Origin of the sequence: Streptomyces sp. NBC_01237 (genome assembly GCF_035917275.1) — a bacterium.
Classification (GTDB): Bacteria; Actinomycetota; Actinomycetes; order Streptomycetales; family Streptomycetaceae; genus Streptomyces.
Map to the genome: position 1 here is coordinate 1,780,852 of NZ_CP108508.1, position 22,128 is coordinate 1,802,979.

Below are 22,128 nucleotides of genomic sequence, written 5' to 3' on the forward strand. Positions count from 1 at the left end.
CCGGGCGGGCAGGGCGGCTGCCCCGGCCCCCGCACCGGCCCGGCCGAGCATACCGACCGGTACGCATGGCGGGGAGGGGTTGGTGGCACCGGTCAGCCGAGGACCTGCCCGAGGTAGGCCCTGATCAGGATCCGGGTCTCGGCGACGATGGCCGGGTCGCCCGACGGGTCGGTGCGGAAGGCGAGTTGGAAGAGGGCGTCGGCGGCCTCGACGCTGACCAGGATCGCCCGGAGCAGGTCCTGGTCAAAGCTGCGGCCGAGGTGGCCCGCGAGCAGTTCGGCGAGCCGGCCCGCGACCCGCCGGTTGGCGTCGTCCAACGGGTCGTCGACCGGGGACGGGGCGCCGAAGTCGACGAGGGCGAAGCCGGGGACGGTCCGCTTCATCGCCAGGTACTCGTCGAGTACGGCGTCGATGACCCCGCGCCAGTCGGTGGCCCCGATATCGGTCAGCCGCGCCGTGATGCGGTCGGCGTAGCTGTTCAGGTTGCGCAGGGCCAGGGCGTCGACCAGCGCCCGCTTGTTGGAGAAGAAGCGGTAGACGGAGCCGATGGGCACCTCCGCCCGGACGGCGACGGCACGGGTGGAGAGCTGTTCGTAGCCGGTCTCGTCGAGCAGTTCGGCGCAGGCGTCGAGTATCCGGGCGAGACGTTCGGTGCTGCGCTGCTGCACCGGGGCACGGCGGAGGTTCGGGTTCGCATGGGGCACGGGCTCCATGATGCCGTGGGTCTCCTCTGCGGGCAGGGGTGGTGGAGGCCGGTCCGTCAGGCGATGAGCAGGGCGAGCCCGCCGAGGGTGTACGCGATCATCAGCGCCAGCAGGGGCAGTTGCCCGGCGACGGCACGGGCCGGCGGGAACAGCCGGACGGACCGGTCGTGCGCGGCGACGACCCCCAGGACATGGCCCAGGACGATGGCGGCGACCTGGAGCGTGGCGAGAGCGCCCGGCCCCAGCACCGGCGGGGGCGGAGCGGGATTGTCAGTGCCGAGTGCCACCATGACGGTGCGTGGGCCTTCGGTGACGAAGAGTGTGAAGTAGTGGGCGACGAGATAGCCGAGGGCGATCGGGACGAGCGAGTGCGCGAAGGCGGTGAGCGGGTGCGCGAGGGTGCCGGAGATCAGCCGGGTGGCTCCGGCGCACAGGACGTAGAGGGCGGCGACGAGGGCGACGGCGCCGAGCAGTCCGAGCGTGGCGGTCGGCGTGCGGCCCAGGGGTGACGTCTGCACGGTGGTGATCCAGGAGGGGGAGTCGGAGAAGCCGTCGTACGCGGTGGATCCGAGCATCACGCAGACGGTGGCGACGAGTCCGGGGCCCTGCTCGGTGGCGTCCAGTCCGTTGAACGGGGAGCGCAGGACGAGGCGGCGGTCGGACGGGCGGCGGCCGAGCGGGGACAGGCGGGCCAGCAGGCCGGAGTAGACCTCGAAGGCGTCGGCACGGTCGAACCAGTGGGCCCCGTGGCGGGCGGCCCCCGCCAGGTGGACCGCGGAGTAGAGGGCGAGGAAGAGGAGGAGGGCGGCGGACGACGCGGGGTCGGGCGAGGCCAGTTCGAGCCAGGTGAAGGCGAGGAGTCCGGCCGCGGCGGGCCACATCCCGAGGCGGGCGGGGAGGGGGCGGCCGGTGGCGGGGTCGCGGCGCAGGGCGCGGCAGAGGAGGAGGTGCACGGTGCGCAGCGGATTGAGCAGTCGCCAGACGGGTCCCAGGAGCAGGGAGGCGGGGACGAGTCCGACCCAGAGGAGCACATAGAGGGCGCCGGGGGCGGGATTGCGTTCCGGGTCGTCCGGGCCGAGGAGGAGGTGCAGCAGCACGGACAGGGCGGCGGCCAGGGCGAGTACGCGCGCCGCGAGGCGGGTGGGCCGGGCGTCGGCGAGGCGTTGTACGGCGCCGGGGATCGGGCGGCCCGCCCGCTCGCCCCGGAATCGGGAGGCGGACCAGAGCAGGCCGAGCGCGAGGAAGGAGACGAAGAGCGCGGCGAAGGCTCCCGCGAAGGCGTAGAAGGGCGAGAGAGGCAGGTCGTGCGCGGAGCCGACGCCGTGGGCGAGGACGGTCGCCGGGCTCACCGCGCCTCCGGGATCCGCCGTCACCGTACGACGAGTTGGGTCAGGAGCAGGTCGGACTCGTGTGTCTCGACCTCGAAGAGCCCGGTGCGGTCGGCGGTGAAGGTGAGGGTGGTGGTGCGACCGGCGGGCAGTTCGGCCGCCTTGTCGTAGCCGTGGACGTGGAGGGTGTCGGCGCGGTCGGTGCGGACGCGGAGGGTGATGCGTTCGCCCTTCCGGACCTCGGTGCGGCCGGGGGCGGGGCTGACCTCGCCGTGGGAGACGGTGATGTCCAGGGTGCGGTCGGCGGCGGGCCGGGGCGACGGGTGCGCGGGACTCCCGGTGGTACCGGACGTCGCGGAAGTGCCGGGAGCGAGAGGTGCGGTGGTCTGGATGGGCTCGGCGGCGACGGCCCAGGCGGTGTGGTCGTCGGCGTAGAGCCGGGCGGTGAGGGAACGGCCCTCGCCGGTGGTGGAGCGGGCGAGTGCGCTGGGAAGGTGGTACCAGGGACCGTAGAGACGGGCGAGCGGGCGCCCGTCGAGGAACAGGCGGACATGGCCGCGCCCGGCGAGTGCGGCGCCGCCCACGCTGTCCGGGGTGAAGCGGAAGTTCCGTACGGAGACATGGACGTTCCAGCCGTCCTCGGAGTCGGGCCGTACGGAGAGTGCCACCTCCGGCGCCCGGTCGGCGCCGACCTGGCGCAGTCGGTGACCGCTGCCGTCCTCGGTGGCCAGCAGCCGCCCGACGGCACCGCTCGCCTGCTCGTGGCCGGTCCCGGGCTTGTGATGCGTGGTGGCGCGCCCGCCGCAGCCGCTCGCCGCGAGGACGAGGACGGCCGCGGCGAGAAGGGCGAGCAGACCGCCGCGGACGGGACGGGCCTTCGCGGGGCCGCCGCCGCCACGGAGACGGGCGCGGGGGCGGGTGCAGGCGGGGGGCGGCTTCATGAGGCGTCTCCGTTCGGCGGAGTGCGGGTCGTGGAGGGCTGCCCCTCCGGAACACCGGCGGCCCCCGTGCGCCCGGCCGCCTGTCCGGCGGAGTGCTCGGCCGCGTGCTCACCGGTGGCCTCTTCGGCGTGCTCACCGGCGTCCTTCGCGGTCGCGGGCTCCGGCTCCGCACCGTGGCGCGCGGCGACGACGACCGCCCACAGCACCCACACCACCCCGAGCAGCCCCCGCGCCCACGCCGGACTCAGCGGGATCCACGGGATCATCAGGACCGCCTTGTCGAAGGCGTCCAGCAGGGTGAGCGCGCCCAGGACGACGGTGGTCCAGCCGAAGCCCGGCCGCTCCCGGCGCAGCGCGAGCCCGGTACCGGTCCACCACACACCCGTCAGCAACAGGGCCGCGGCGGGCAGATAGGAGGAGGCGAGCCCCATGGTGGAACCGGCCACGTCCAGGGCGAGACCGGCACCGCCCAGCAGGGTCAGCACGGTCAGGGTCCGGCTGTGGCGCAGCCTGCGCCACCACAGCACCCCGCCGACCAGGGCGAGGACCGCGGCCAGCCCGAGGGCCGCCTGCACCTCGATGCGTTCGATGCCCCGTGCCCCGTACCAGTCGCAGCCGGCCGGCAGCCGTCGCGCCTGCACGTTGTAGTCGGCGCAGACCAGCAGATGGGCGAGTTTCACCGGCTCGCCCGCCAGCCGGTCGGTCGGCCAGGACACCTCACCGCGTCGCGCGCCGCACTCGGGCAGGGTGCGCGGGGTGGCGGCTCCAGTTCCGGGCTGCCAGCAGTTGGAGTCGCCCTGCCCGTCCCACCACACGTCGGTGCGGTTGGGCCGGGACCTGCCCTCCTTGTCCGTGCCGAGGTGATTGCCGGCGTACCGGTTGTGGTGGGAGGTGTCGGCCTGCTTGGCGAGGGAGTTCTCGCCCCGGATGAACGCGGGGGCGGCGCTCAGGAAGAAGGCGGCGCGCCGGTGCCCGTAGACCCAGTTGTTCTCGTACAGGTTCCAGTTGCCTCCCGCGGTGATGATTCCGGTGCCCGGCGGCATGGAGATCTGCGGGCAGACGACCCCCTGTTCGTAGCCGCGCTCCACGGGCGGCTTGGCGCAGGTGCCGTCGGCCACGTACCGGTAGTAGTCGGCGTTGTTGTCGTGGATCAGGTTGCGTTCGAAACGGGCGTGGTTCTGCGGCAGGCCGGGGTGTCCGGGGAAGGCGCTGTCCATCGAGGCGCCGCCCATGTTGTGGTCGAACTCGTTGTCGTGGACATAGACGGAGTCGCCCGCCGTGCCGGAGTAGCCGACCATGTTGTGGTGGCTGCGGCAGCCGGTGATCTCGATGGAGTAGCGGGGGACGTCGTAGCCCCGGCCGTCGTTGATGTCCGAGGCGCTGCCGGGGTAGATGCCGGAGTCGCCGTTCCCGTACGACTCGCAGTTCTTGTAGAGCCCGTGGTCGCTGGCGAAGGTCAGGAAGCCGTACTCGTCGTTCCACCGGGTGAGGACGTCGTCGATGACGAAGCCGTCCTGGGCCAGGACGTACAGGGAGTTGAAGGTGGTGCGCTGCGCGGTGAAGTTCCTGAAGTAGATCCCGTCGGACTTGTCGGCGCGGATCGCGTTGAGCTTCTGGTACTTGGCGTCGATGACGACGTCCGTGCGCTTCGCGCCCGTCCCCTCGATCTGGAGGTCCTTCTTGCCGAGGATCGCGACCAGGTTCTGGTTGTGCGGGCACTGCTTCTGCTGTGCGTAGGTGAGGATCTGGTAGCCGAGCTGCGAGTCGGGGGCCTTGAGCCGGGCGCACTCCCCGGCCGGTTTCGGGAGCGAGGGCTCCTCCTCGTACAGGCCGGGCAGGATCGCGATGGTGGTGCCGGGCCGGACTGCGGCGTCGACGGCCTGTTGCAGATGCCGGTAGCCGGATGTCCTGCACTGTTCGAAGAGGGCCAGGTTCCGGGTCCGCAGCTGCGCCGGGAAGCCCGATATCCGGCGTTCGAAGTCCGCACGGTCGCTCTTGCAGACCAGTAGGTCCGGAGCACCGGCGCGGTACTGGGGGACGCTGCCGGTGCCGTCGGGAAGGGTGAGGGGCCGCTCTTCGTGCGCCTGGGCGGCCGGGGCCGCGAGCAACGCGGCGACGAGCGCCGCGAGAACCACCAGAACTTTGCGTGTCCACGACATGTGCGGGAGAGTAGAGCATTGTTCAACTTTTGGAACCCCCTTGCGCACCACGAATGCCGTTGACGCGCCCTGTTCCGATTCCTACGGTTACCCATAGGATTCGTTGTCCGGCGGATTTCAGGGATTCTCAGCACCGGGAGCGCATGATGAGCGGCATCGAGCAGGCGGGGAAGACGGCAAAGGAGCCGGCGTACTCATCCGGCTTCGGCAATCAGCACAGCACGGAGGCGGTTCCGGGCGCCCTGCCGCACGGCCGCAACTCGCCCCAGCGTGCCCCTCTCGGGCTGTACGCGGAGCAGCTGAGCGGCTCCGCGTTCACCGAACCGCGGGCCCACAACCGCCGTTCCTGGCTCTACCGGATCCGCCCCTCGGCCGCCCACCCGCCGTTCGTCCGCGTCGACAACGGCGCCGTGCGCACCGCGCCGTTCACCGAGTCGGTCCCCGACCCCAACCGGCTCCGCTGGAACCCGCTGCCCGCCCCCTCCCCCGGCACCGACTTCCTGTCCGGTCTGTGGACGCTGGGCGGCAACGGCGACGCCGGGCAGCGCACCGGCATGGCCGTGCACCTCTACCACGCCAACTCCTCCATGACGGACCGGGTGTTCAGCGATTCGGACGGCGAACTGCTGATCGTCCCGGAACGCGGCGGCCTGCTGCTGCGCACCGAACTGGGCCTGCTGCGCGCCGAACCGGGGCACATCGCGCTCATCCCGCGCGGCGTCCGATTCCGGGTGGAGCTGCTGGACACCACCGCCCGCGGCTACGTCTGCGAGAACTACGGTCAGCCGTTCGTCCTCCCCGACCTCGGGCCGATCGGCGCCAACGGCCTGGCGAACGCGCGGGACTTCCTGGCCCCCGTCGCCGCGTACGAGGACCGCGAAGGCCCCGTCGAAGTCGTCAACAAGTTCTGCGGCAACCTCTGGTCGGCGACCTACGACCACTCCCCGCTCGATGTCGTCGCCTGGCACGGCAACCACACCCCGTACGTCTACGACCTGCGCCGTTTCAATGTCATCGGATCGATCAGCTACGACCACCCCGACCCCTCGATCTTCACGGTGCTGACCTCGCCGTCCGACACCCCCGGTCTCGCCGGGGTGGACTTCGTCGTCTTCGCCCCGCGCTGGCTGGTCGGCGAGGACACCTTCCGCCCGCCGTACTTCCACCGCAATGTGATGAGCGAGTACATGGGTCTGATCGAGGGGGCGTACGACGCGAAGGCGGACGGTTTCGTCCCCGGCGGCGGATCGCTGCACAACATGATGTCCGCGCACGGCCCGGACCACGCGACCTTCGAACGGGCGAGCGCGGCGGAGCTGAAGCCACAGAAGATCGACGACGGTCTTGCCTTCATGTTCGAGACCCGTTGGCCCGTCACGGCGACCGCGCAGGCCGCGACCGCCGACCACCTGCAACGCCGGTACGACGACGTATGGCAGGGTCTGACCCGCAACTTCCGCCCGTAGGCGCGGAGCGGAACACGGCGCGCGGGGCGCCGGCGGAGAGAAACGACCGAGGTGACCGGGTGAGCGGGGTGAACGAGGTGGGTGAGCCGGGCGGAGCGGACAGCGCGGGCCGGGCGCTCCGGGTGGACGAGGTGCGCCACACACCTGCCTTCGCCCCCGACTCGCTGGTGCTGAACCGGAAGCTCCCCCTCTGGTACCAGGTCTCGCAGTCGCTGCGGGCCTCGATACTCGGCCGCCCGCAGGACGCCTCGCCGCGGCTGCCCACCGAGGAACAACTCGCCGTGCACTACGGCGTCAGCGTCCTGACCATGCGCCAGGCCCTGAAGGAGCTGGAGACGGAAGGGCTGATCAGCAGGCACCGGCGGCGCGGCACGTTCATCGAGCCGCGCGCCCGCCGTGTCTCGCCGGTCCGGCTGCTGGGCTCGGTCGACGCGATCGTGGCCCAGCAGTCGGGCGAGCGGACCACCGTCCTGGGCCACGGTCCGGGCGCGGTCCCGGGCGACCTCGCCGAGTTCTTCCCGGACTGCGCCGAGGTGGTCAGCTACCGGCGGCTGCGCTGCGACGACGAGACGGGCGAGCCCACCAACTGGGCGGAGAACGCCCTGCGTCCCGAGGTCGCGGCCCGCCTCGATGTGGCCGATCTCGAACGCTGGCCGATGACGAAGGTGCTGCGCGACGCCCTCGGGGTGCGGATCTCCCGGATCACCGACACCGTGGAGGCCCGCCTCGCCGACCCGGTCACCTCCGAACTGCTCCGGATTCCGCTGCTGAGCCCGATCCTGCACTACACGGGGGTGACCTACGACGACGGCGGCCGGGTCGTGGACGTGGCGCGGATCAGGTACCGGGGCGACCGTTTCTCCTTCTCCGTGACGGTCGAGGCGCACTGACACCGCCCCCTGGGGGCGTGCCCCGCCGTTACGATGCCGGAGGTTCGGCGGACGTGGCGAGGGGGAGGACGACACGGTGGCAGCGCGGAGGGCGGCCGGGGCCGGCGGGGACGCGGATTTCCCGCTGCTCGACGAGTTGATGCCATGGTCGGTGCGACCGCTCAGAACCGGGCGCTCCTGGGTGACCGGCCCCGACCGGACGACGCTCAAGGCACGGTGGGAGCTGCTGGTCCGGGCCGAAGGCGCCGAGCAGGAAAGGCTGTTCGGGCCCAGCCGCTCCCGTACGCCGCACACCCCGGTCGCCGCGCTGCCCGGCCGGAACACCGCGACGGGCAGGTTCGCCCGGGACCCCGGGCCCTTCCCCGAACCCGTACGCATCCTGCACGGCCCCTACGACGAACAGTGGCTGATCCCCGACCACCGGCTGATCGACGCCGCCCGCCCCGAGCTGTGGCGGGTCGCGGACGAGCACCAGCTCTTCGCCGTCGAGCACGGGTACGTACCGCAGGCCCCGGGACCCGCCCTCTCGGTGACGGCGCTGCTCCCCGACGGGCACTCCCCCGCCGGGCGGCCCGGCCGCATCCGGCCGCTGTACCGGCGGCCCGGCGGCAGCGAACCCAACCTCGCACCGGGCCTGCTCGATCTGCTGCGCCGCCGGATCGGGGGCGAGGGCCGCACCGGCCCGGACGCGCCCACCGCCGAGTCCGTACTGGCCTGGGTGCTCGCCGTCGCCCGCCCTTCCCCCGCGGGCTGCTCCGTACCGCTGCCCGCCGACGGACCGCTGTGGTCGGCCGGGGTGGAGCTGGGCCGGGAGCTGATGCGGGCACAGCTGCGTGGAGCACGCGGCGGTGAACGTCCCCGGCTGCCGGGCGGCCGTCGTCCCTATGTGCGGGCGGCGATCCCGCCCCGGCCGCTCACGCTGGAGTACGACCCCGGCGAGGAGGTGCTCGCCATCGGTGAGGGCCGCATCTCCCCCGTGCCCGCCGGGGCGTGGGAGTTCCGGGTGAGCGGCGTACGGATGCTGGAGCTCTGGATCGAGCGGCGTACGGCGGCGGCAGCCAGAACGGCCACCGGGGCCGGAGGCGAGCCCGGAGGCGGCGGTCTGGAGACGGTCGGCCCGCCCGGCTGGCCCCGGGAATGGACCTCGGAGCTGCTCGAACTCATCACCGTCCTCGCGCTCCTCGACGGGCTCCGGGCCGGGCAGCGGGCGCTGCGGGCGCGGCTGCTCGGGGCGCCGCTGCTCTCCCGCGAGGAGCTGCTGAGCGCCGGGGTGCTGCCGGTCGCGGCGGCGTCGCGGCGGCCCGCCTCCGTGCTCGATCACCACGAGGAGGGCCCGGACGGACAGTTCGCGCTGCTGTGACCGGCCGCGAAGGGGCTGGACGCTGCGGCGGGGACGCGGCGTGGGGCGGGAGCGGCCGCGAGGCGGGTGGTGACCGTGGGACAGGGGGTGCCGTGGGACAGGGTCCGCACCGTGAGGCAGCGGTGCACCGTGGGACAGGGGCGCGCCTTGGGGCAAGAGCCCACGTTGAGGCAAGAGCCCACGTTGAGGCAAGAGCTCACGTTGAGGCAGGGGCGCGCCTTGGGGCAGGGGTGACAAAGCTGCCGCGTACACGATAAGTACCGTGCTCATGAGCACTCAGCCGCTTCCCCTCGACGGTATGACGGTGGTCGCCGTCGAACAGGCCGTCGCCGCCCCCTTCGCCACCCGACAGCTCGCCGACCTCGGCGCCAGGGTCATCAAGGTGGAGCGCCCGGACGGCGGTGACTTCGCACGCGGCTACGACACCGCGGCCCGCGGCCTCGCCTCGCATTTCGTCTGGTGCAACCGGGGCAAGGAGTCCCTGGCGGTCGACCTCAAGGACGCCCGCGGGCTCGCCGTGGTGCGCCGGCTCGTCGCGGACGCCGATGTGTTCGTACAGAATCTGGCCCAGGGCGCGGCCGCCCGCCTCGGTCTCGACGCCGCGACGCTCTGTGCCGCCCACCCGCGTCTGGTGGCCGTGGACATCTCCGGGTACGGGCCGGCGGGACCGTACGCCCACAAGCGGGCCTACGACATGCTCGTCCAGTGCGAGGCGGGTCTGGTCTCCGTCACCGGCACCCCCGGGCAGCCGGTGAAGTCCGGCATCCCGGCGGCCGATATCGCGGCGGCGATGTACGCGTTCTCCGGTGTGCTCGCGGCGCTGCTGCGGCGCGCCACCACCGGGCGCGGCGGACGGGTGGAGATCTCCATGCTGGACTCGCTGAGCGAGTGGATGGGGCATCCGTTGCACCAGGTGATGCATGGAGGCACGACCCCGGCGCGCACGGGGCTCGCGCACTCGGTCATCGCCCCGTACGACGCCTACCCGACCGTGGACGGGCAGCGGGTGCTGCTGTCCGTGCAGAACGACCGGGAGTGGCGCCGCCTCGCCGAGCAGGTGCTGCGACGGCCGGAGCTGGCGGACGATCCGGACTTCGCCACGAACACCGCCCGGACCGCCAACCGGAAGCGGACCGACGACGCGGTGGCGCGGGCACTGGCCGGGCTGAGCTGCGAAGAGGCGTTGGCCGGGCTGGAGAAGGCGGGCATCGCCTGTGCCCGCCTGAACAGCGTGGCGGACGTCGCGGCCCATCCGCAGCTGGCGGCACGGGACCGGTGGCGGGAAGTGGACTCACCGGTCGGGGCGCTGCGGGCGCTGCTTCCGCCGATCTCGCTGCCGGGCGGGGCGGAGCTGCGGATGGGTGCCGTACCGGCGCTGGGCGAGCACACCGACGCACTGCTGCGAGCCCTGGGAATGACGGACGGGCAGACAGCAGTGCTACGCCGGGACGGTGTGATCGCCTGAGCCGCCCCGGGTGACGGGCCGGATCAGTGGTGACGTGCCGTCTGATCAGCGGCGGCTGCCGAAGAGCGAGCGCCGCAGTCGCCGCAGCGGTGCGAAGAGCGAGACACGCGCGCTCTTGCTCCGGCGGCGGTGCGCGGCATCGCGCGAGGTCAGCTCACGCATCAGCAGGGTCGCTTCCGCCGCGTCGCGCTGCGGGACGGCAGGGCCGCCGAGCACCGCGAGATGGCGGTCGAGGCGCGAACTGGTCGCGCTGCTGCCGCAGGTAATGGCAGGCACTCGCGGCCTGCTTCGCACCGTTATCTGTTCCATGTCACTCCCCACCCGTACGAGGGCACCCGGCCCGGGCAGGTTAACCCTATCGCCCCGCGATGACACTCGTGTATCCCGGTTGCAGGATTGAGCACACACATACGGAGGTTGACGACCAGTTACCGAATCTGTCCGATTCCAGGGCGACTTGGACAGATCGGGCCGGTGCCGATCCCCCGGTCCGATCCGGTCCGTGCCGGTCCGTGCCGGCCCATTCCGGTCCCGTGGACCAGGAGACCCCGACCGGCGGGCCTCCTGGTCCACGGGGCGGACGCGGTCAGGCGGCCGACTTCAGGACGGGCAGATAGCCGCCCGACTGCCCGGCGGCGGTGGGGTGGTAGGACTCACCGATGTTGGTCCAGTTCACGCTGTGCAGCCATACGCTGCTTGAGCAGATCTCATGCCCGGCGAAGGTCTTCGCGACATCACCGAAGGTGAAGCCGTGGTCGGCGGCACGCTTGGCGGTGGCCGCGTTGAGGTAGTCGGCGGCGCCGTTGATGGCGGCGCGCTCCTTCTCGTTCAGACCGGCGAGGCAGCTGCCGCCGAGCTTGTAGAAGCGGGGGTAGCCGAGGACGACGACCCTGGCGGAGGGAGCCTTGGCGCTGATCGCCGTGTACACGGAGTCGAGTTTGCCGGGCAGGGTCGAGTCGACGTAGGCGCGCGCCGTGGCGATCCGGCTGAGGCAGGTCGACTCCGACTGGAGGACACAGGTCGTCATGACGTCGGCGAAGCCCGCGTCGTTGCCGCCGATGGAGATCGAGACCAGGTCCGTCGAGGAGTTCAGCGGGCCGAGCTGACCACCCGTGACATCCCCGGTACGAGCACCGGAGCAGGCGGTGAAGGCGAACGAGGACGGGGAGTTGGCGGCGGCCCAGAGCGCCGGGTAGGCGCGGGTGCTGCGCTTGCAGTCGCCACTGGCACTGTCGTAGCTGCCGGACCCGACGCCCGAGGAGTACGAGTCGCCGAGGGCCACGTAGTCGACGGCCTTGACGGTTTCGGCGGCGTCGGCCGCGCCTGCCCCGGTGAGGGCGAGCACGGTACCGAGCAGGAGAGAGGACGAGAACGCCACGAGTCTGGACATATTCATGGGACCTCCTTGAGCAGGGATGTCTGCTCCGTCCGTGGTAGCAGCAGCACCCATGGGACAGGAAGTGTCCATGTCAAAGATTCTTGGCGAATGCGCCTTACCGCCCCCTTGAGTTCAACGGGAGCCGGGTACGGCCGCCCCGCACGAGGTGGTGAAACCTGGGTGCGCGGGGTCGCCCCGTACCGGATCATGGGCGCCATGTCTGCCAACCCTGAGTCCGCTCTGCCGATCCGGCTCACCGTCGACGACAGTGATTCACCCTCCGACGTCGTCGACGCGCTGTTCCTCGGCCGCTTCGCGACGGGCGAGCAGCCGTACTCCCACAGCTCCTCCCTCGACCGCGTCAAGTCCGGTGCGACCCTGCTGCCCCCGGCCGCCAAGGTGCTGCGGGCCGCCCGCGACGACGACCGCAGCGCCGTCCTCGCCGAGGGCGACGGCTGGACCCTGCTGGTCTCCCGCTGGAACCGGGGCGCCGACGTCACCGTCACCGCGACCAGCCCCGAGCTGGCGGAGAAGATGCTCGGGCAGGCGACGGACGGCGCCCAGGACGAACCGGAACCACAGCCCGACAACGTGACCATGGGCTTCTGGTACGTCTCCCCGCGCCGCGGCCCGTACCGCACCACCCGGCAGATCGCCGCCGGGACCTGGGACGAGGTCCGCCCCAACTACACGGCTCCGGTGGCTCGGGCCATGGACCGGCTGATGAAGGTGACCCCGGACGACATCGCGGGCCGGCTGCTCCTGCTGCACGGTCCGCCCGGCACCGGCAAGACGTCCGCGCTGCGCACCCTGGCCCGGTCCTGGCGCGACTGGTGCCAGGTCGACTGTGTGCTGGATCCCGAGCGGCTGTTCAACGACGTCGGCTATCTGATGGACATCGCGATCGGCGAGGACGACGGCACGGCGAAGGGGCGCTGGCGCCTGCTGCTCCTGGAGGACTGCGACGAACTGATCCGCGGCGAGGCCAAGCACACGGCGGGCCAGGCGCTGTCCCGGCTGCTGAATCTGACGGACGGCCTGCTCGGTCAGGGACGCAACGTCCTGGTGGGGGTCACCACCAACGAGGACCTGGAGCGGCTCCACCCGGCGGTCGTCAGGCCGGGCCGCTGTCTGGCCCGGATCGAGGTGGGCGCGCTGACCCGCCAGGAGTCGGTGTCCTGGCTGGGTACGGAGGAGGGGCTCGGCCGGGAGGGCGCGACGCTGGCGGAGCTGTACGCGCTGCGGCGCGGCAGCGGTCCCGCGTCGGTGCCGAAGCAGGACGCGGGTGCGGACGCGGGCCTCTACCTCTGACTCCGGGTCCGTCTCGGTCCCCGGGTCCGTCTCTGACTCCGGGTCCGTCTCGGTCCCCAGGTCCGTCTCGGTCTCGGGGTCCGTCTCGGTCTCGGGGTCCGGCTCCGGGGCGGCGCGCGCGCCCGCCTCCGTCGGCCCGTGCCTCTGTCCACCGGCCCGTGCCCGCCGGTCACCTCCGGGGTGCCGTCATCGTGCGTACGCGGCCCGTACCGCGTCCTGGGCGAGCGCGACCGCCTGCGCCCGGGACAGGCCGAGCCGCTGGGCCAGCTCGGCGTACTCCTGTGCGGCGGTCGCGGCCTTCCGCTCGGCCGCGTCCCCGGCGGCCGCGACGAACGTGCCGTTCCGGCCGCGGGTCTCGATCACCCCGTCGGCCTCCAGCGCGCGGTACGCCTTGGCCACGGTGTTGGCGGCGAGGCCGAGCTCATCGGCGAAGCCGCGTACGGTCGGGAGCCGGTGGCCGACGGGCAGGGCGCCGGAGCGGGCCAGTTCGGAGAGCTGCGTGCGCAGCTGCTCGTACGGGGCGATGCCGGCATCCGGGTCAATGGCGATCTTCAGGGTCACGGGCCGATTCTCCCCCACCGCGGGAAATTGGGGAGCGGTTCGGGCCGGGCTCCACGTAGCGTCCGGCGCATGACTGTCATCGTTCGCGACTTCCGGCCCACCGACGCGCAGGGGTGGGTCCGGGTGCGCCGGGCCGCACTTCCGTACATGGTGGCCACCGCCGAACAGATCACCTTCGATCTGGACGCCTCCCACCCCGACCGGCGCTACCGGCTGCTGGTCGCCGAGGAGGACGGGGAGATCATCGGCACGGCACAGGTCGGCATCGCCCACGAGAGCCCCGAGCCGGGGCAGGGGTTCTGCAATCCGTACACCCGTCCGGACCGGCTGGGCCGTGGGGCGGGCTCGCTGCTGCTGACCACCGCCGAGGAGTATCTGGCCGGGATCGGGGCCGTCGCCGTCTACACCTGGGTCCTCGACGAACCGGCCAACCGGGAGTTCGCCCGCAAGCGCGGTTACACGGCGAGGCGGCCCGCCCACTTCCTGCACCTCGACCTGGCGAACGGCACGCTGCCGCCGCGTCAGGAGGTCCCCGCGGGCATCGAGCTGCGTACGGCGGCCGACTTCGCCGACGATCCGCGGCCGCTGTTCGAGGCCGACGCGGAGACGACGGCGGACGAGCCCAGCGACACCCCCAGCGAACTCGCGGACTACGAGGACTGGCTGAACAGCACGTGGCGCCATCCCTGCTTCGACAGCGGGCTGACCTCGGTCGCGATGGTGGACGGCGAGGTGGCGGCCTTCAGCGCGGCCACGACCGACGGGCGGACCACCTACTCGACGGGTATGACCGGAACCCGCAGGGCATACCGCGGCCGGGGTCTGGCGAAGCTCGCGAAGAACGACTCCCTGCACCGGGCGCGCGCCGCCGGGTACACGGACGCGTACACCGGGAACGACGCGGGCAACGGTCCGATGCTGGCGATCAACGACTGGTTCGGCTACCGGATCTGCGCCACGGAGGTACGCCATGTCCGCACCCTCGTCTGAACCGGTGGACGTCCTCGTCGCCCTGACCAAGGCGGGCCGCACCAAGATCCGCTACCCCGCCGCACTGCTGCGCGACGACGGCACCCGGGTGACCGTACGGGCCCCCTGGGCGGCGCCCGGTGTCCGGGACTTCGGCTTCGTACGGTTCGAGCCGGGCGATGTCTTCACCGAGCACTACTGGCGGGACCGGTGGTTCGCGGTGAAGGAGGTGCGTACGGGGGACGGCGAGCTGAAGGGCTGGTACTGCGACATCACCCGGCCCGCCGTCCTGGCGGACGGTGTGCTGTCGGTCGAGGATCTGGACCTGGACCTGTGGGTGTCGGCGGACGGCACGTCCGTACTGCGGCTGGACGAGGACGAGTTCGCACGGAGCGGCCTCGCCGGGCATGACCCGGACGCGGCCGGAGCGGCGGTCCGGGCGCTGGACGAACTGGAACACCTCGCCCGTACCGAAGGCCTGGCCCCGCTGCTCGCCTGATGAGGGCTGTCCCGGGGCCTCTCGCTCACGCCCAGCGCCGTGCCGTCGTCCCTGAGGGATCGGCGTGCGGACGGGTGCCCGCCACCAGCTCCACCTCGTGTCCCGCCGTGTCCTCCAGATACGCGGCGTAGTGCTCGCCGCCGCCCGCGTACGGATGGCGGTCGGGGAAGAGCAGCCGCCAGCCGTGCGCGGGGGCCTCGGCCACCAGGGCGTCGAGGGTGGCCCGGTCACGGACGTGGAAGGCCAGGTGGTTGAGGCCGGGGCGGCGGCGGTCGTGCGGGCCACGGGCCAGGTCGGGCGACTGCTCCAGGACGAGATAGGCGCTGCCGCGCCGCCAGCTGCGGCCGTGCTGCCAGCGCTGGTACGGAACATGGCCGAGGCGGCCGAGCAGCCAGCCCCAGCACTTCTCGGCCCCGGCCAGGTCGCTCACCCACAGTTCGATGTGGTGGACCCGGCCGGTGCCGGCCCCGGCGGGCCGGAGCGGGACGGCCCGCGCGATGCCCGCCGGGTCGTAGGCGATGGGGTCGCCGTCCTCGTGCCAGTGGATCAGGAAGTGCTCGTCCGCCCGGTATCCGTCGAGGCCGGCGCGGCAGTAGGCGACGATGTCGTCCGGCAGGGCGTCCAGCGGGAACCAGGCCAGTTCGGAGCACTTACCCGGTTCGGCGTTGCGGGGCGGGCGGGCCGCGTCGTACTCCGCCTCGAAGAACCAGCCCATGCGCGGGGCACCGGCGGGACCCCGGTGCTGCATCACGAGGGCGACCCGCAGCTCCTCGGGGTCCAGCTCCACACCGATCTCCTCGGCCGTCTCCCGGATCATCGCCTCCCGGACGTCCTCGCCGTCCTCCGCGTGGCCGGAGGGCATGTTGAACAGCCCGTCCGCGTATCCCGTACCGGCCCGGCGGGCGAGCAGGACATCGGGGCCGCGGCGGAGGATCAGATGGACGTCGACGACCTCCGTGTGCCGCCGCGGCGGCTCCGCGCGGGCCACCAGGGCGTACCGCTCGTCGTCCACCTCCTTGCCCCAGAGCCGGGCGTCACCGGACAGGGCCTCGTGGTGGATGCGCTCGGTGTGCGGGGCGAGCAGCGCGGTGAGGCGGGCCGCGGGGAGGCCGACCCCGCCCCACACCCCTTCGACCAGCACCAGCCGCCCGCCGGGCTTCAGCAGACCGAACCAGTGGCGAAGGGCCGCCGCCGGATCGGGCAGCAGCCACACCACGTGCCGCGCGACGATCACATCGAACCGCCGGTCGCCCAGAGGCGGATCGGCGGCGTCCCCGACGAGCACCTCGGAGCCGGTCCCCGCGAGCTTGGCCCGCGCCTGCTCGGCCATCCGCGGCGACCGGTCGACGGCGGTGACCCGGTGTCCCTGTCCGGCGGCGAGCAGCGCGAGGCTGCCGGTGCCGCACCCCAGGTCGAGCACCTCGGAGCCGGTGGCGGGCAGCCAGTTCTCCAGCCGTCCGGCCCAGGCGTCGCGGACCGCCGGATCGAGCAGTCCGTGGTCGGGTTCCTCGTCGAAGGAGTCGGCGGCGGCGTCCCAGTCGATCGTCGTCATACCGTCGATAATCCCAGCCGCCACCGACAGCGCGGAGCCCCCGGGGACGCACGGGCCGCCCGGATCCCGCCGGGCGGCCCCCTGTGCTACTTCCGCTCCGTCGCTCGCCGGCGTACCACCAGCCCGCGCACCAGCGGCCAGGCCACGATCAGCACCACGATCGCGTAGACCGTCACCGAGAACGGGGTGTTGACCAGGCCCGAGAGGCTGCCGTCGCTGATCTGGAGCGCGCGCCGCAGCTGCTGTTCGGCGGCCGGTCCGAGGATCACCCCGATCACGGCGGGGAGCACCGGCAGCCCGTACCGCCGCATCCCGAACCCGATCAGACCGATCACCAGCAGGATCACCAGGTCGAGCGACTCGCCGCCGACCGCGTACGCGCCGACCGCGGCGAAGAACAGGATGCCCGCGTACAGATACGGGCGCGGGATCCGCAGCAGCTTCGCCCACACGGGTGCCAGCGGCAGGTTGAGGGCGAGCAGCAGCACCATGCCGACGAAGAGCGAGGCGATGAGGCCCCAGACCAGCTCGGGTTCACGTTCGAACAGGAGGGGGCCGGGCTGGATGCCGTACTGCTGGAAGGCGGCCAGCATCACGGCGGCGACCGCGGTGGTGGGCAGGCCGAGGGTGAGCATCGAGACGAGCGTGCCCGCGGCGGAGGCGGAGGCCGCCGCCTCCGGCCCCGCGACCCCTTCGATGGCGCCCTTGCCGAACTGTGCCCGGTGCTTGGAGAGCCGCTTCTCCGTGACGTACGAGAGGAAGGTGGGGATCTCCGCGCCGCCCGCCGGGATCGCGCCGAACGGGAAGCCGATGAGGGGGCCGCGCAGCCAGGGCTTCCAGGTGCGCCCGAGGTCCGCCCGGCCGAGCCAGGGGCGGCCGACGGGGATCGGCTCGCCGGTGGAGCGGCGCAGATGGGCGGCGACCCAGAGGGCTTCGCCGATGGCGAAGAGCCCGACGGCGACGATCACCACGTCGATGCCGTCGGCCAGTTGGAGCGAGCCGAAGGTGAGGCGTTGCTGGCCGGTCATCTGGTCCAGGCCCACGAGGCCGATGGTGAGACCGATCAGGAGGGAGGCGAGGCCGCGGACGCGGGAGGAGCCGAGGACGGAGGTGACGGCGACGAAGGCCAGCACCATGATGGCGAAGTAGTCGGGGGCCCCGATGTCGACGGCCAGGGAGGCCACCGTCGGAGCGAGGACGACCAGCAGGATCGTGCCGATCATGCCGCCCGCGAAGTGTCCGATCGCCGCGGCGGCCAGCGCCTGCGCTCCGCGGCCGGACTTCGCCATCGGGTTGCCCTCGATCGCGGCGACGACGGCCGCGCTCTCGCCGGGGGTGTTGAGGAGGATCGAGGTGGTGGAGCCGCCGAACATCGCGCCGTAGTAGATCCCGGCGAACATGATGAACGCGCCGGTCGGTTCGAGTCCGTAGGTGACCGGCAGCAGCAGTGCCACCGCCATGGCGGGTCCGATGCCGGGGAGCACACCGATCGCCGTGCCCAGCAGGACACCGAGCGCGGCCCAGAGCAGATTGGCCGGCGTGAGCGCCGTACCGAAGCCGTCGATGAGGGAGTTGAGGGAATCCATCGGTCAGAGCACCCCCATCAGCGGGCCGCCCGGAAGCGGGACCCCGAGCAGGCTGTCGAAGACGAAATAGGTGACGAGGGAGAGTCCGGCCGCGATGAGCGGGTCGCGGTCGTGGTGCCGGCTGCCGAGCGCGTAGGCGGAGCCCCAGAAGAGCAGCGCGCCGACGACCGGGAAGCCGAGCGGGTCGATCAGTACGGCACTCGCGAGGAAGACCCCGGCGAGCAGGAGCACGGTCTTCCGGTCGGCGGGCTCGGCGAGGTCGATGTCCTCGCCTCCCTCCGCCTCGCCGCGACCGCCGCGCAGGACGTCCACGGCGAGGAGTACGGCGACCACGAGCAGTCCGGTGCCGATGACGAGCGGGACGGTCCTGGGGCCGACCGGGCCGCGCTGGGTGAGGGTGACGCTCATGGTGAGGGCGTCGGTGAGGACCAGGACGCCGAGAGCGAGGAGCAGGACGCAGACGCCGAGTTCGGAGTGGTCGCGCAGCCAGGAGCCGCGCCCGGGGGCGGGGACAGGGCCGGGGACAGGGCCGGGGGCAGAGGCGGTGGGCGCCGTGTCGTCGGTGGTCACAGTCCCAGCTCCTTGAGGACCGTGGCGACGCGCCGGTCCTGGGCGTCCAGGAAGTCGCCGAAGGCGTCGCCGGTGAGGAAGGCGTCGTCCCAGCCGTTCTTCTTCATCGAGTCCTTCCACTGCTTCGAGCCGTGCAGTTTCCGGACCAGGCCGACGAGCTTGTCGCGTTCGGCGTCGGAGAGACCGGGCGGGGCGACGATGCCGCGCCAGTTGGTGAAGTCGGTGTCCAGCCCGGCCTCGCGGAGGGTGGGGGCGTCGAGTCCGGGGACCCTCCTGGGACCGGTGACGGCGAGCAGCCGCAGCTCGCCCGCCTTGATCTGGTCGAGGTATTCGCCGACCCCGGAGACGCCGAAGGCGACCTTGTCGCCGAGGATCGAGGCGAGCAGCTCGCCGCCGCCGTCGAACGGGATGTAGTTGACCTGTTTCGGGGCGATGCCCGCGGCCTTCGCCATCAGCATCGGGGCGAGGTGGTCGGGGCCGCCGGGCGAGGACCCGCCGCCGACCGGGAGTCCGGCCGGGTCGGCCTTCCACGCGGTGAGCAGTTGGCCGATGCTCCTGTACGGAGAGTCCTTGGCGACGACGACGATGTCCTGCTCCTCCGTGAGCCGGGCGATCGGAGTCGTGTCACCCAGGGTCTTGGGGGACTTGTTGGTGTGGACCGCGCCGACCACACCGAGGCCCATGGACATCGCGAGCCTGCCGTTGCCGTGTTCGCCGACGAGCCGGGTCAGGCCGACGGTGCCGCCCGCGCCGGGGAGGTTGAACACCTCGACGTTGTGGGTGAGTCCGGCGTCCTCGGCGTTCTTGGCGGCGGTGCGCGCCGTGATGTCGTAACCGCCGCCGGGGGTGTTGGGGACCATGAGGCGCAGTCCGGGGATCTGCGTGCCGCTGTCCGAGCCGCTGCCCGTGGAGAGCAGCGGCGGCCCCACGAGCACCAGCACCGCCGCCCCGAGCAGGGCGAGTGGAGTGCGCAATCGCACGGGTTCCGCCTTTCGCCGTGAAGTGGCCCACATGTTGCCCGCGTGTGAACGGCCTGTCTCCGTTCCGGAATCAACGGACGTTGTGGTCGTTGTGGTCGCGCTCTACGGTGGCCGCGTGACAAAGGTGCTGGTGGTGGACGACGACTTCATGGTCGCGAAGCTGCACAGCCGCTATGTGTCCGCGATGGCCGGATTTACGGTCGTCGGGGTGGCCCACAGCGGCGCCGAAGCGCTGCGCGCGGCCCGGCGGTTGCGCCCCGATCTGGTACTGCTCGACATCTATCTGCCCGATATCGACGGGATCAGCGTGCTGCGGGAGCTGCGTGCGGCGGAGGAGCGGGACGCGGACGGGCACAGTGCCGACGCCCTCTTCATCACCGCCGCCCGCGACGCGGGCGTGGTCAGGGCGGCGTTGCGGGCCGGTGCGCTGCACTATCTGATCAAGCCGTTCCACCGGTCGGCGCTGGTGGAGCAGTTGCACCATGTGGCCTCGCTGCGCAACCGGCTCGACGCCCTGGACGAGGCGCGGCAGGAGGCCCGCCAGGAGGACGTGGACCACATATTCGGCACCCGCCCGCCGGGCTCCCGCGAACTGCCCAAGGGGCTCGCGGCGCACACGGCCGATCTGGTGGAGCGCATCCTGCGGGAGCACCCCCAGGGGCTGTCCGCGTCCGAGTGCGCGCAGGCGGGGGCGCTCTCCCGGGTCAGCACCCGCCGCTACCTCGAATACTTCGCGGAGACGGGGCGGGCCGAGGTGACGCTGCGGTACGGGGGCACGGGACGGCCCGAGCGCCGCTACCGGGCCCTGAGCTGACCCGGTCGCGGCGGGCGGGGTCCAGGTGCCGCACGACTGGAACGGGGTGAACATGGCCGATGCGGCGGGCAGGCAACGGGAGTTGATCCCTGACGGCAAGCTGTGCAGCGCGGGCAACGGCAGGTTAAGGGGACCCGATCTGCCGCGCGCCGACCGGCCGGCGACCGGGATGCCGGCGGGCGGCCACGCCTTCCGCTTCCGGGCCACGGCACCGCACAGGGGTTTCTTCGCGCCCTGCCTCACCAGGGCGGGCTACGACCCGGCGAAGCCCCTGGCCCGGTCGGACCTGGCGGAGAAGCCGTTCGCCGAGGCCACCGATCCGAAGCTGGAGGGCGGTTCGTACGTCTTCCGAGGCACCGTGCCCGAGCGTTCGGGGCGGCAGGTGCTCGCCGGGACCGGGAGCACGAGCGGCGGCAGCAACGCGTACCTGGTGATGGGCGGGACCACCGCGCTCGCCGTCGGCGCGGCCGTGCTGTTCGCCTCGGTGCGCCGCCGGGGCGTGTCCGCCGCCCGGCACCGCCGCTGACGGACAGACCCAGCCTGCCCTCCGCCGTTCCGCCCCTTCCGCCCCTTCCGCTGCCGAGGGACCGCTGCCGCCCCACCGGGCAGCGGTCCCTCGGTGTGATGACCGGTGCGGCCTCCGGGTCAGCCGACCACCGAGGCGCAGGTCGTCGGGGTGGCGCGCGCCGGGTCGAGGGCGTTCGCGACCTCGTGGAAGGCGATCCGGTCGATGGTCCCGATCGCCACGTGCTCGGACAGGTCGACCGGGCACAGGTCCTGGAGCAGGACGTTGCGTACGTTCGGGCCGTCGAGGTACTGCGTGCGGTACGGGGTGACGACCTCGTCGTACCTGGTCGCGATGACGGTGTAGCGGACGCCCGGCACGGTGTCCCCGCCCGCGTTGAGCTTGGTGATGAACGGCGAGCCCGCGATCTGGTCGGCGAGGCCGGGGGTCTTCGCGGTGAGCAGGTCCTCGGCGCCGGGGAAGTACGGCAGCAGCTTGGTCAGCCCCAGGAGCGTGGTGCCGTGGTTGTCGGGGGCGATCCCGATGAGGGCGTTCACCTTGCCGGCGCCGCCGAGGAACTTCAGGTAGTAGTTCGGCATCATGCCGCCCTGCGAGTGGCCGACCAGGTCGGCCTTGGGCGCTCCGGTGGCGGCGAGCACCTTGTCGACGAACGTGTCGAGCTGTCCGGCGGACTTGTCGATGGGGCCGAGTCCGTTGAAGAACGGCACGCCGGGGAGCTGGCCGTAGTCGAGCGAGTAGACGCAGTAGCCCCGGTTGACGAGGTAGGGGGCGAGGACGAGCCAGTTGTCGATCGAGTTCCCGAAGGTTCCGTGGACCAGGACGACCGGACGGGGGTGGGCGGCGGAGGGCTTGCAGGAGTAGTCGTTCCAGCCACGGGAGGTGGCGGCCTCCGCGGCGACCGTGGAGGCGGCGGGGGTGGCCGCGGCGGCGGTCGCCGTGGGGGTGGCGAGGGCCGCGACGGCGAGGAGCAGTGCGGCGAGTGTCCTGCGCGCACGAGGGGTGCGCGACGCACGTGTCCGGGGCAGCATCGTGTGGTCTCCTTGCGGCTCGAGGGAGTGGGGATGTCGGT

The 22,128-nt window shown here is 72.4% G+C and carries 21 protein-coding genes; 9 read left to right on the forward strand and 12 right to left on the reverse strand.

The window, feature by feature from the left end; translation table 11 throughout:
* Positions 1–92: 92 nt before the first annotated feature.
* The 4 genes from OG251_RS07915 to OG251_RS07930 are packed head-to-tail and all read right to left on the reverse strand — an operon-like array spanning position 93 to position 5,132.
* Entirely contained in the window at positions 93–713 is a 621-nt protein-coding gene (locus tag OG251_RS07915) for a TetR/AcrR family transcriptional regulator (protein ID WP_326676482.1), read from the reverse strand.
* Positions 714–760: 47 nt separating this feature from the next.
* Positions 761–2,053: a hypothetical protein gene (locus OG251_RS07920; RefSeq protein WP_326676483.1), complete on the reverse strand. Its 1,293-nt coding sequence runs from the start codon at positions 2,051–2,053 to the stop codon at positions 761–763.
* A gap of 20 nt (positions 2,054–2,073) precedes the next feature.
* Complete coding sequence (locus OG251_RS07925; RefSeq protein WP_326676484.1) at positions 2,074–2,973, reverse strand: hypothetical protein; 900 nt, start codon at positions 2,971–2,973, stop codon at positions 2,074–2,076.
* Entirely contained in the window at positions 2,970–5,132 is a 2,163-nt protein-coding gene (locus OG251_RS07930) for a right-handed parallel beta-helix repeat-containing protein (RefSeq protein ID WP_326676485.1), read from the reverse strand. Before OG251_RS07930 ends, OG251_RS07925 begins: the two co-directional genes overlap by 4 nt.
* 146 nt (positions 5,133–5,278) lie before the next feature.
* Between OG251_RS07930 and hmgA the strand changes: the two genes are divergently transcribed.
* From hmgA to OG251_RS07950, 4 genes are all read left to right on the forward strand, one after another.
* Complete coding sequence (hmgA, locus tag OG251_RS07935; protein ID WP_326681182.1) at positions 5,279–6,598, forward strand: homogentisate 1,2-dioxygenase; 1,320 nt, start codon at positions 5,279–5,281, stop codon at positions 6,596–6,598.
* A 59-nt stretch (positions 6,599–6,657) separates the two neighbouring features.
* Positions 6,658–7,488, forward strand: a complete 831-nt coding sequence (locus tag OG251_RS07940; RefSeq protein ID WP_326676486.1) for a GntR family transcriptional regulator — start codon at positions 6,658–6,660, stop codon at positions 7,486–7,488.
* A 76-nt stretch (positions 7,489–7,564) separates the two neighbouring features.
* The gene (locus OG251_RS07945) at positions 7,565–8,848 is read left to right on the forward strand and encodes a type ISP restriction/modification enzyme (RefSeq protein WP_326676487.1); all 1,284 of its coding nucleotides are present in this window, start codon (positions 7,565–7,567) and stop codon (positions 8,846–8,848) included.
* A 268-nt stretch (positions 8,849–9,116) separates the two neighbouring features.
* The gene (locus OG251_RS07950) at positions 9,117–10,313 is read left to right on the forward strand and encodes a CaiB/BaiF CoA transferase family protein (RefSeq protein WP_326676488.1); all 1,197 of its coding nucleotides are present in this window, start codon (positions 9,117–9,119) and stop codon (positions 10,311–10,313) included.
* A 45-nt stretch (positions 10,314–10,358) separates the two neighbouring features.
* On the opposite strand, the gene OG251_RS07955 is transcribed toward OG251_RS07950, so the two are convergent.
* Positions 10,359–10,622, reverse strand: a complete 264-nt coding sequence (locus OG251_RS07955) for a hypothetical protein (RefSeq protein WP_266929423.1) — start codon at positions 10,620–10,622, stop codon at positions 10,359–10,361.
* 277 nt (positions 10,623–10,899) lie between these two features.
* Positions 10,900–11,709, reverse strand: a complete 810-nt coding sequence (locus tag OG251_RS07960; RefSeq protein WP_326676489.1) for an SGNH/GDSL hydrolase family protein — start codon at positions 11,707–11,709, stop codon at positions 10,900–10,902.
* A 198-nt stretch (positions 11,710–11,907) separates the two neighbouring features.
* On the opposite strand from OG251_RS07960, the gene OG251_RS07965 reads away from it, so the two are divergent.
* Positions 11,908–13,002: a DUF5925 domain-containing protein gene (locus tag OG251_RS07965; RefSeq protein ID WP_326676490.1), complete on the forward strand. Its 1,095-nt coding sequence runs from the start codon at positions 11,908–11,910 to the stop codon at positions 13,000–13,002.
* A gap of 186 nt (positions 13,003–13,188) precedes the next feature.
* On the opposite strand, the gene OG251_RS07970 is transcribed toward OG251_RS07965, so the two are convergent.
* The gene (locus OG251_RS07970) at positions 13,189–13,563 is read right to left on the reverse strand and encodes a GntR family transcriptional regulator (protein WP_326676491.1); all 375 of its coding nucleotides are present in this window, start codon (positions 13,561–13,563) and stop codon (positions 13,189–13,191) included.
* Positions 13,564–13,632: 69 nt separating this feature from the next.
* Between OG251_RS07970 and OG251_RS07975 the strand changes: the two genes are divergently transcribed.
* Complete coding sequence (locus OG251_RS07975) at positions 13,633–14,553, forward strand: GNAT family N-acetyltransferase (protein ID WP_326676492.1); 921 nt, start codon at positions 13,633–13,635, stop codon at positions 14,551–14,553.
* The gene (locus OG251_RS07980) at positions 14,534–15,031 is read left to right on the forward strand and encodes a DUF402 domain-containing protein (protein WP_326676493.1); all 498 of its coding nucleotides are present in this window, start codon (positions 14,534–14,536) and stop codon (positions 15,029–15,031) included. Before OG251_RS07975 ends, OG251_RS07980 begins: the two co-directional genes overlap by 20 nt.
* 25 nt (positions 15,032–15,056) lie before the next feature.
* On the opposite strand, the gene OG251_RS07985 is transcribed toward OG251_RS07980, so the two are convergent.
* The 4 genes from OG251_RS07985 to OG251_RS08000 form a co-directional block, all read right to left on the reverse strand.
* A complete protein-coding gene (locus tag OG251_RS07985; protein ID WP_326676494.1) occupies positions 15,057–16,583 on the reverse strand; it encodes a trifunctional class I SAM-dependent methyltransferase/NUDIX hydrolase/VOC family protein in 1,527 nt (508 codons plus the stop codon).
* Between the two features lie 86 nt (positions 16,584–16,669).
* Positions 16,670–18,169, reverse strand: a complete 1,500-nt coding sequence (locus tag OG251_RS07990) for a tripartite tricarboxylate transporter permease (protein WP_326676495.1) — start codon at positions 18,167–18,169, stop codon at positions 16,670–16,672.
* Positions 18,170–18,172: 3 nt separating this feature from the next.
* Positions 18,173–18,739, reverse strand: coding sequence for a tripartite tricarboxylate transporter TctB family protein (locus tag OG251_RS07995; protein ID WP_442818313.1), 567 nt, complete (start codon positions 18,737–18,739; stop codon positions 18,173–18,175).
* Entirely contained in the window at positions 18,736–19,719 is a 984-nt protein-coding gene (locus tag OG251_RS08000) for a Bug family tripartite tricarboxylate transporter substrate binding protein (RefSeq protein WP_326676496.1), read from the reverse strand. The genes OG251_RS07995 and OG251_RS08000 overlap by 4 nt, the downstream gene beginning before the upstream one ends.
* A 115-nt stretch (positions 19,720–19,834) precedes the next feature.
* Between OG251_RS08000 and OG251_RS08005 the strand changes: the two genes are divergently transcribed.
* Both OG251_RS08005 and OG251_RS08010 read left to right on the forward strand, forming a co-directional pair.
* A complete protein-coding gene (locus OG251_RS08005) occupies positions 19,835–20,533 on the forward strand; it encodes a response regulator (protein WP_326676497.1) in 699 nt (232 codons plus the stop codon).
* Between the two features lie 52 nt (positions 20,534–20,585).
* On the forward strand, positions 20,586–21,059 hold the full coding sequence (locus OG251_RS08010) for a lytic polysaccharide monooxygenase (protein WP_442818314.1): 474 nt from the start codon (positions 20,586–20,588) through the stop codon (positions 21,057–21,059).
* A 119-nt stretch (positions 21,060–21,178) separates the two neighbouring features.
* On the opposite strand, the gene OG251_RS08015 is transcribed toward OG251_RS08010, so the two are convergent.
* Positions 21,179–22,087 carry an esterase/lipase family protein gene (locus tag OG251_RS08015; RefSeq protein WP_326676498.1) on the reverse strand — a complete coding sequence of 303 codons (909 nt, stop codon included), beginning with the start codon at positions 22,085–22,087 and terminating at the stop codon, positions 21,179–21,181.
* Between the last annotated feature and the right edge of the window lie 41 nt (positions 22,088–22,128).

Coding starts and splice junctions, on each gene's coding strand:
- OG251_RS07915 (WP_326676482.1), bottom strand. CDS start 713: ATGGAGCCCGTGCCCCATGCGAACCCGAACCTCCGCCGTGCCCCGGTG.
- OG251_RS07925 (WP_326676484.1), bottom strand. CDS start 2,973: ATGAAGCCGCCCCCCGCCTGCACCCGCCCCCGCGCCCGTCTCCGTGGC.
- OG251_RS07930 (WP_326676485.1), bottom strand. CDS start 5,132: ATGTCGTGGACACGCAAAGTTCTGGTGGTTCTCGCGGCGCTCGTCGCC.
- hmgA (WP_326681182.1), top strand. CDS start 5,279: ATGAGCGGCATCGAGCAGGCGGGGAAGACGGCAAAGGAGCCGGCGTAC.
- OG251_RS07950 (WP_326676488.1), top strand. CDS start 9,117: ATGAGCACTCAGCCGCTTCCCCTCGACGGTATGACGGTGGTCGCCGTC.
- OG251_RS07955 (WP_266929423.1), bottom strand. CDS start 10,622: ATGGAACAGATAACGGTGCGAAGCAGGCCGCGAGTGCCTGCCATTACC.
- OG251_RS07960 (WP_326676489.1), bottom strand. CDS start 11,709: ATGAATATGTCCAGACTCGTGGCGTTCTCGTCCTCTCTCCTGCTCGGT.
- OG251_RS07965 (WP_326676490.1), top strand. CDS start 11,908: ATGTCTGCCAACCCTGAGTCCGCTCTGCCGATCCGGCTCACCGTCGAC.
- OG251_RS07975 (WP_326676492.1), top strand. CDS start 13,633: ATGACTGTCATCGTTCGCGACTTCCGGCCCACCGACGCGCAGGGGTGG.
- OG251_RS07980 (WP_326676493.1), top strand. CDS start 14,534: ATGTCCGCACCCTCGTCTGAACCGGTGGACGTCCTCGTCGCCCTGACC.
- OG251_RS07985 (WP_326676494.1), bottom strand. CDS start 16,583: ATGACGACGATCGACTGGGACGCCGCCGCCGACTCCTTCGACGAGGAA.
- OG251_RS07990 (WP_326676495.1), bottom strand. CDS start 18,169: ATGGATTCCCTCAACTCCCTCATCGACGGCTTCGGTACGGCGCTCACG.
- OG251_RS08010 (WP_442818314.1), top strand. CDS start 20,586: ATGGCCGATGCGGCGGGCAGGCAACGGGAGTTGATCCCTGACGGCAAG.
- OG251_RS08015 (WP_326676498.1), bottom strand. CDS start 22,087: ATGCTGCCCCGGACACGTGCGTCGCGCACCCCTCGTGCGCGCAGGACA.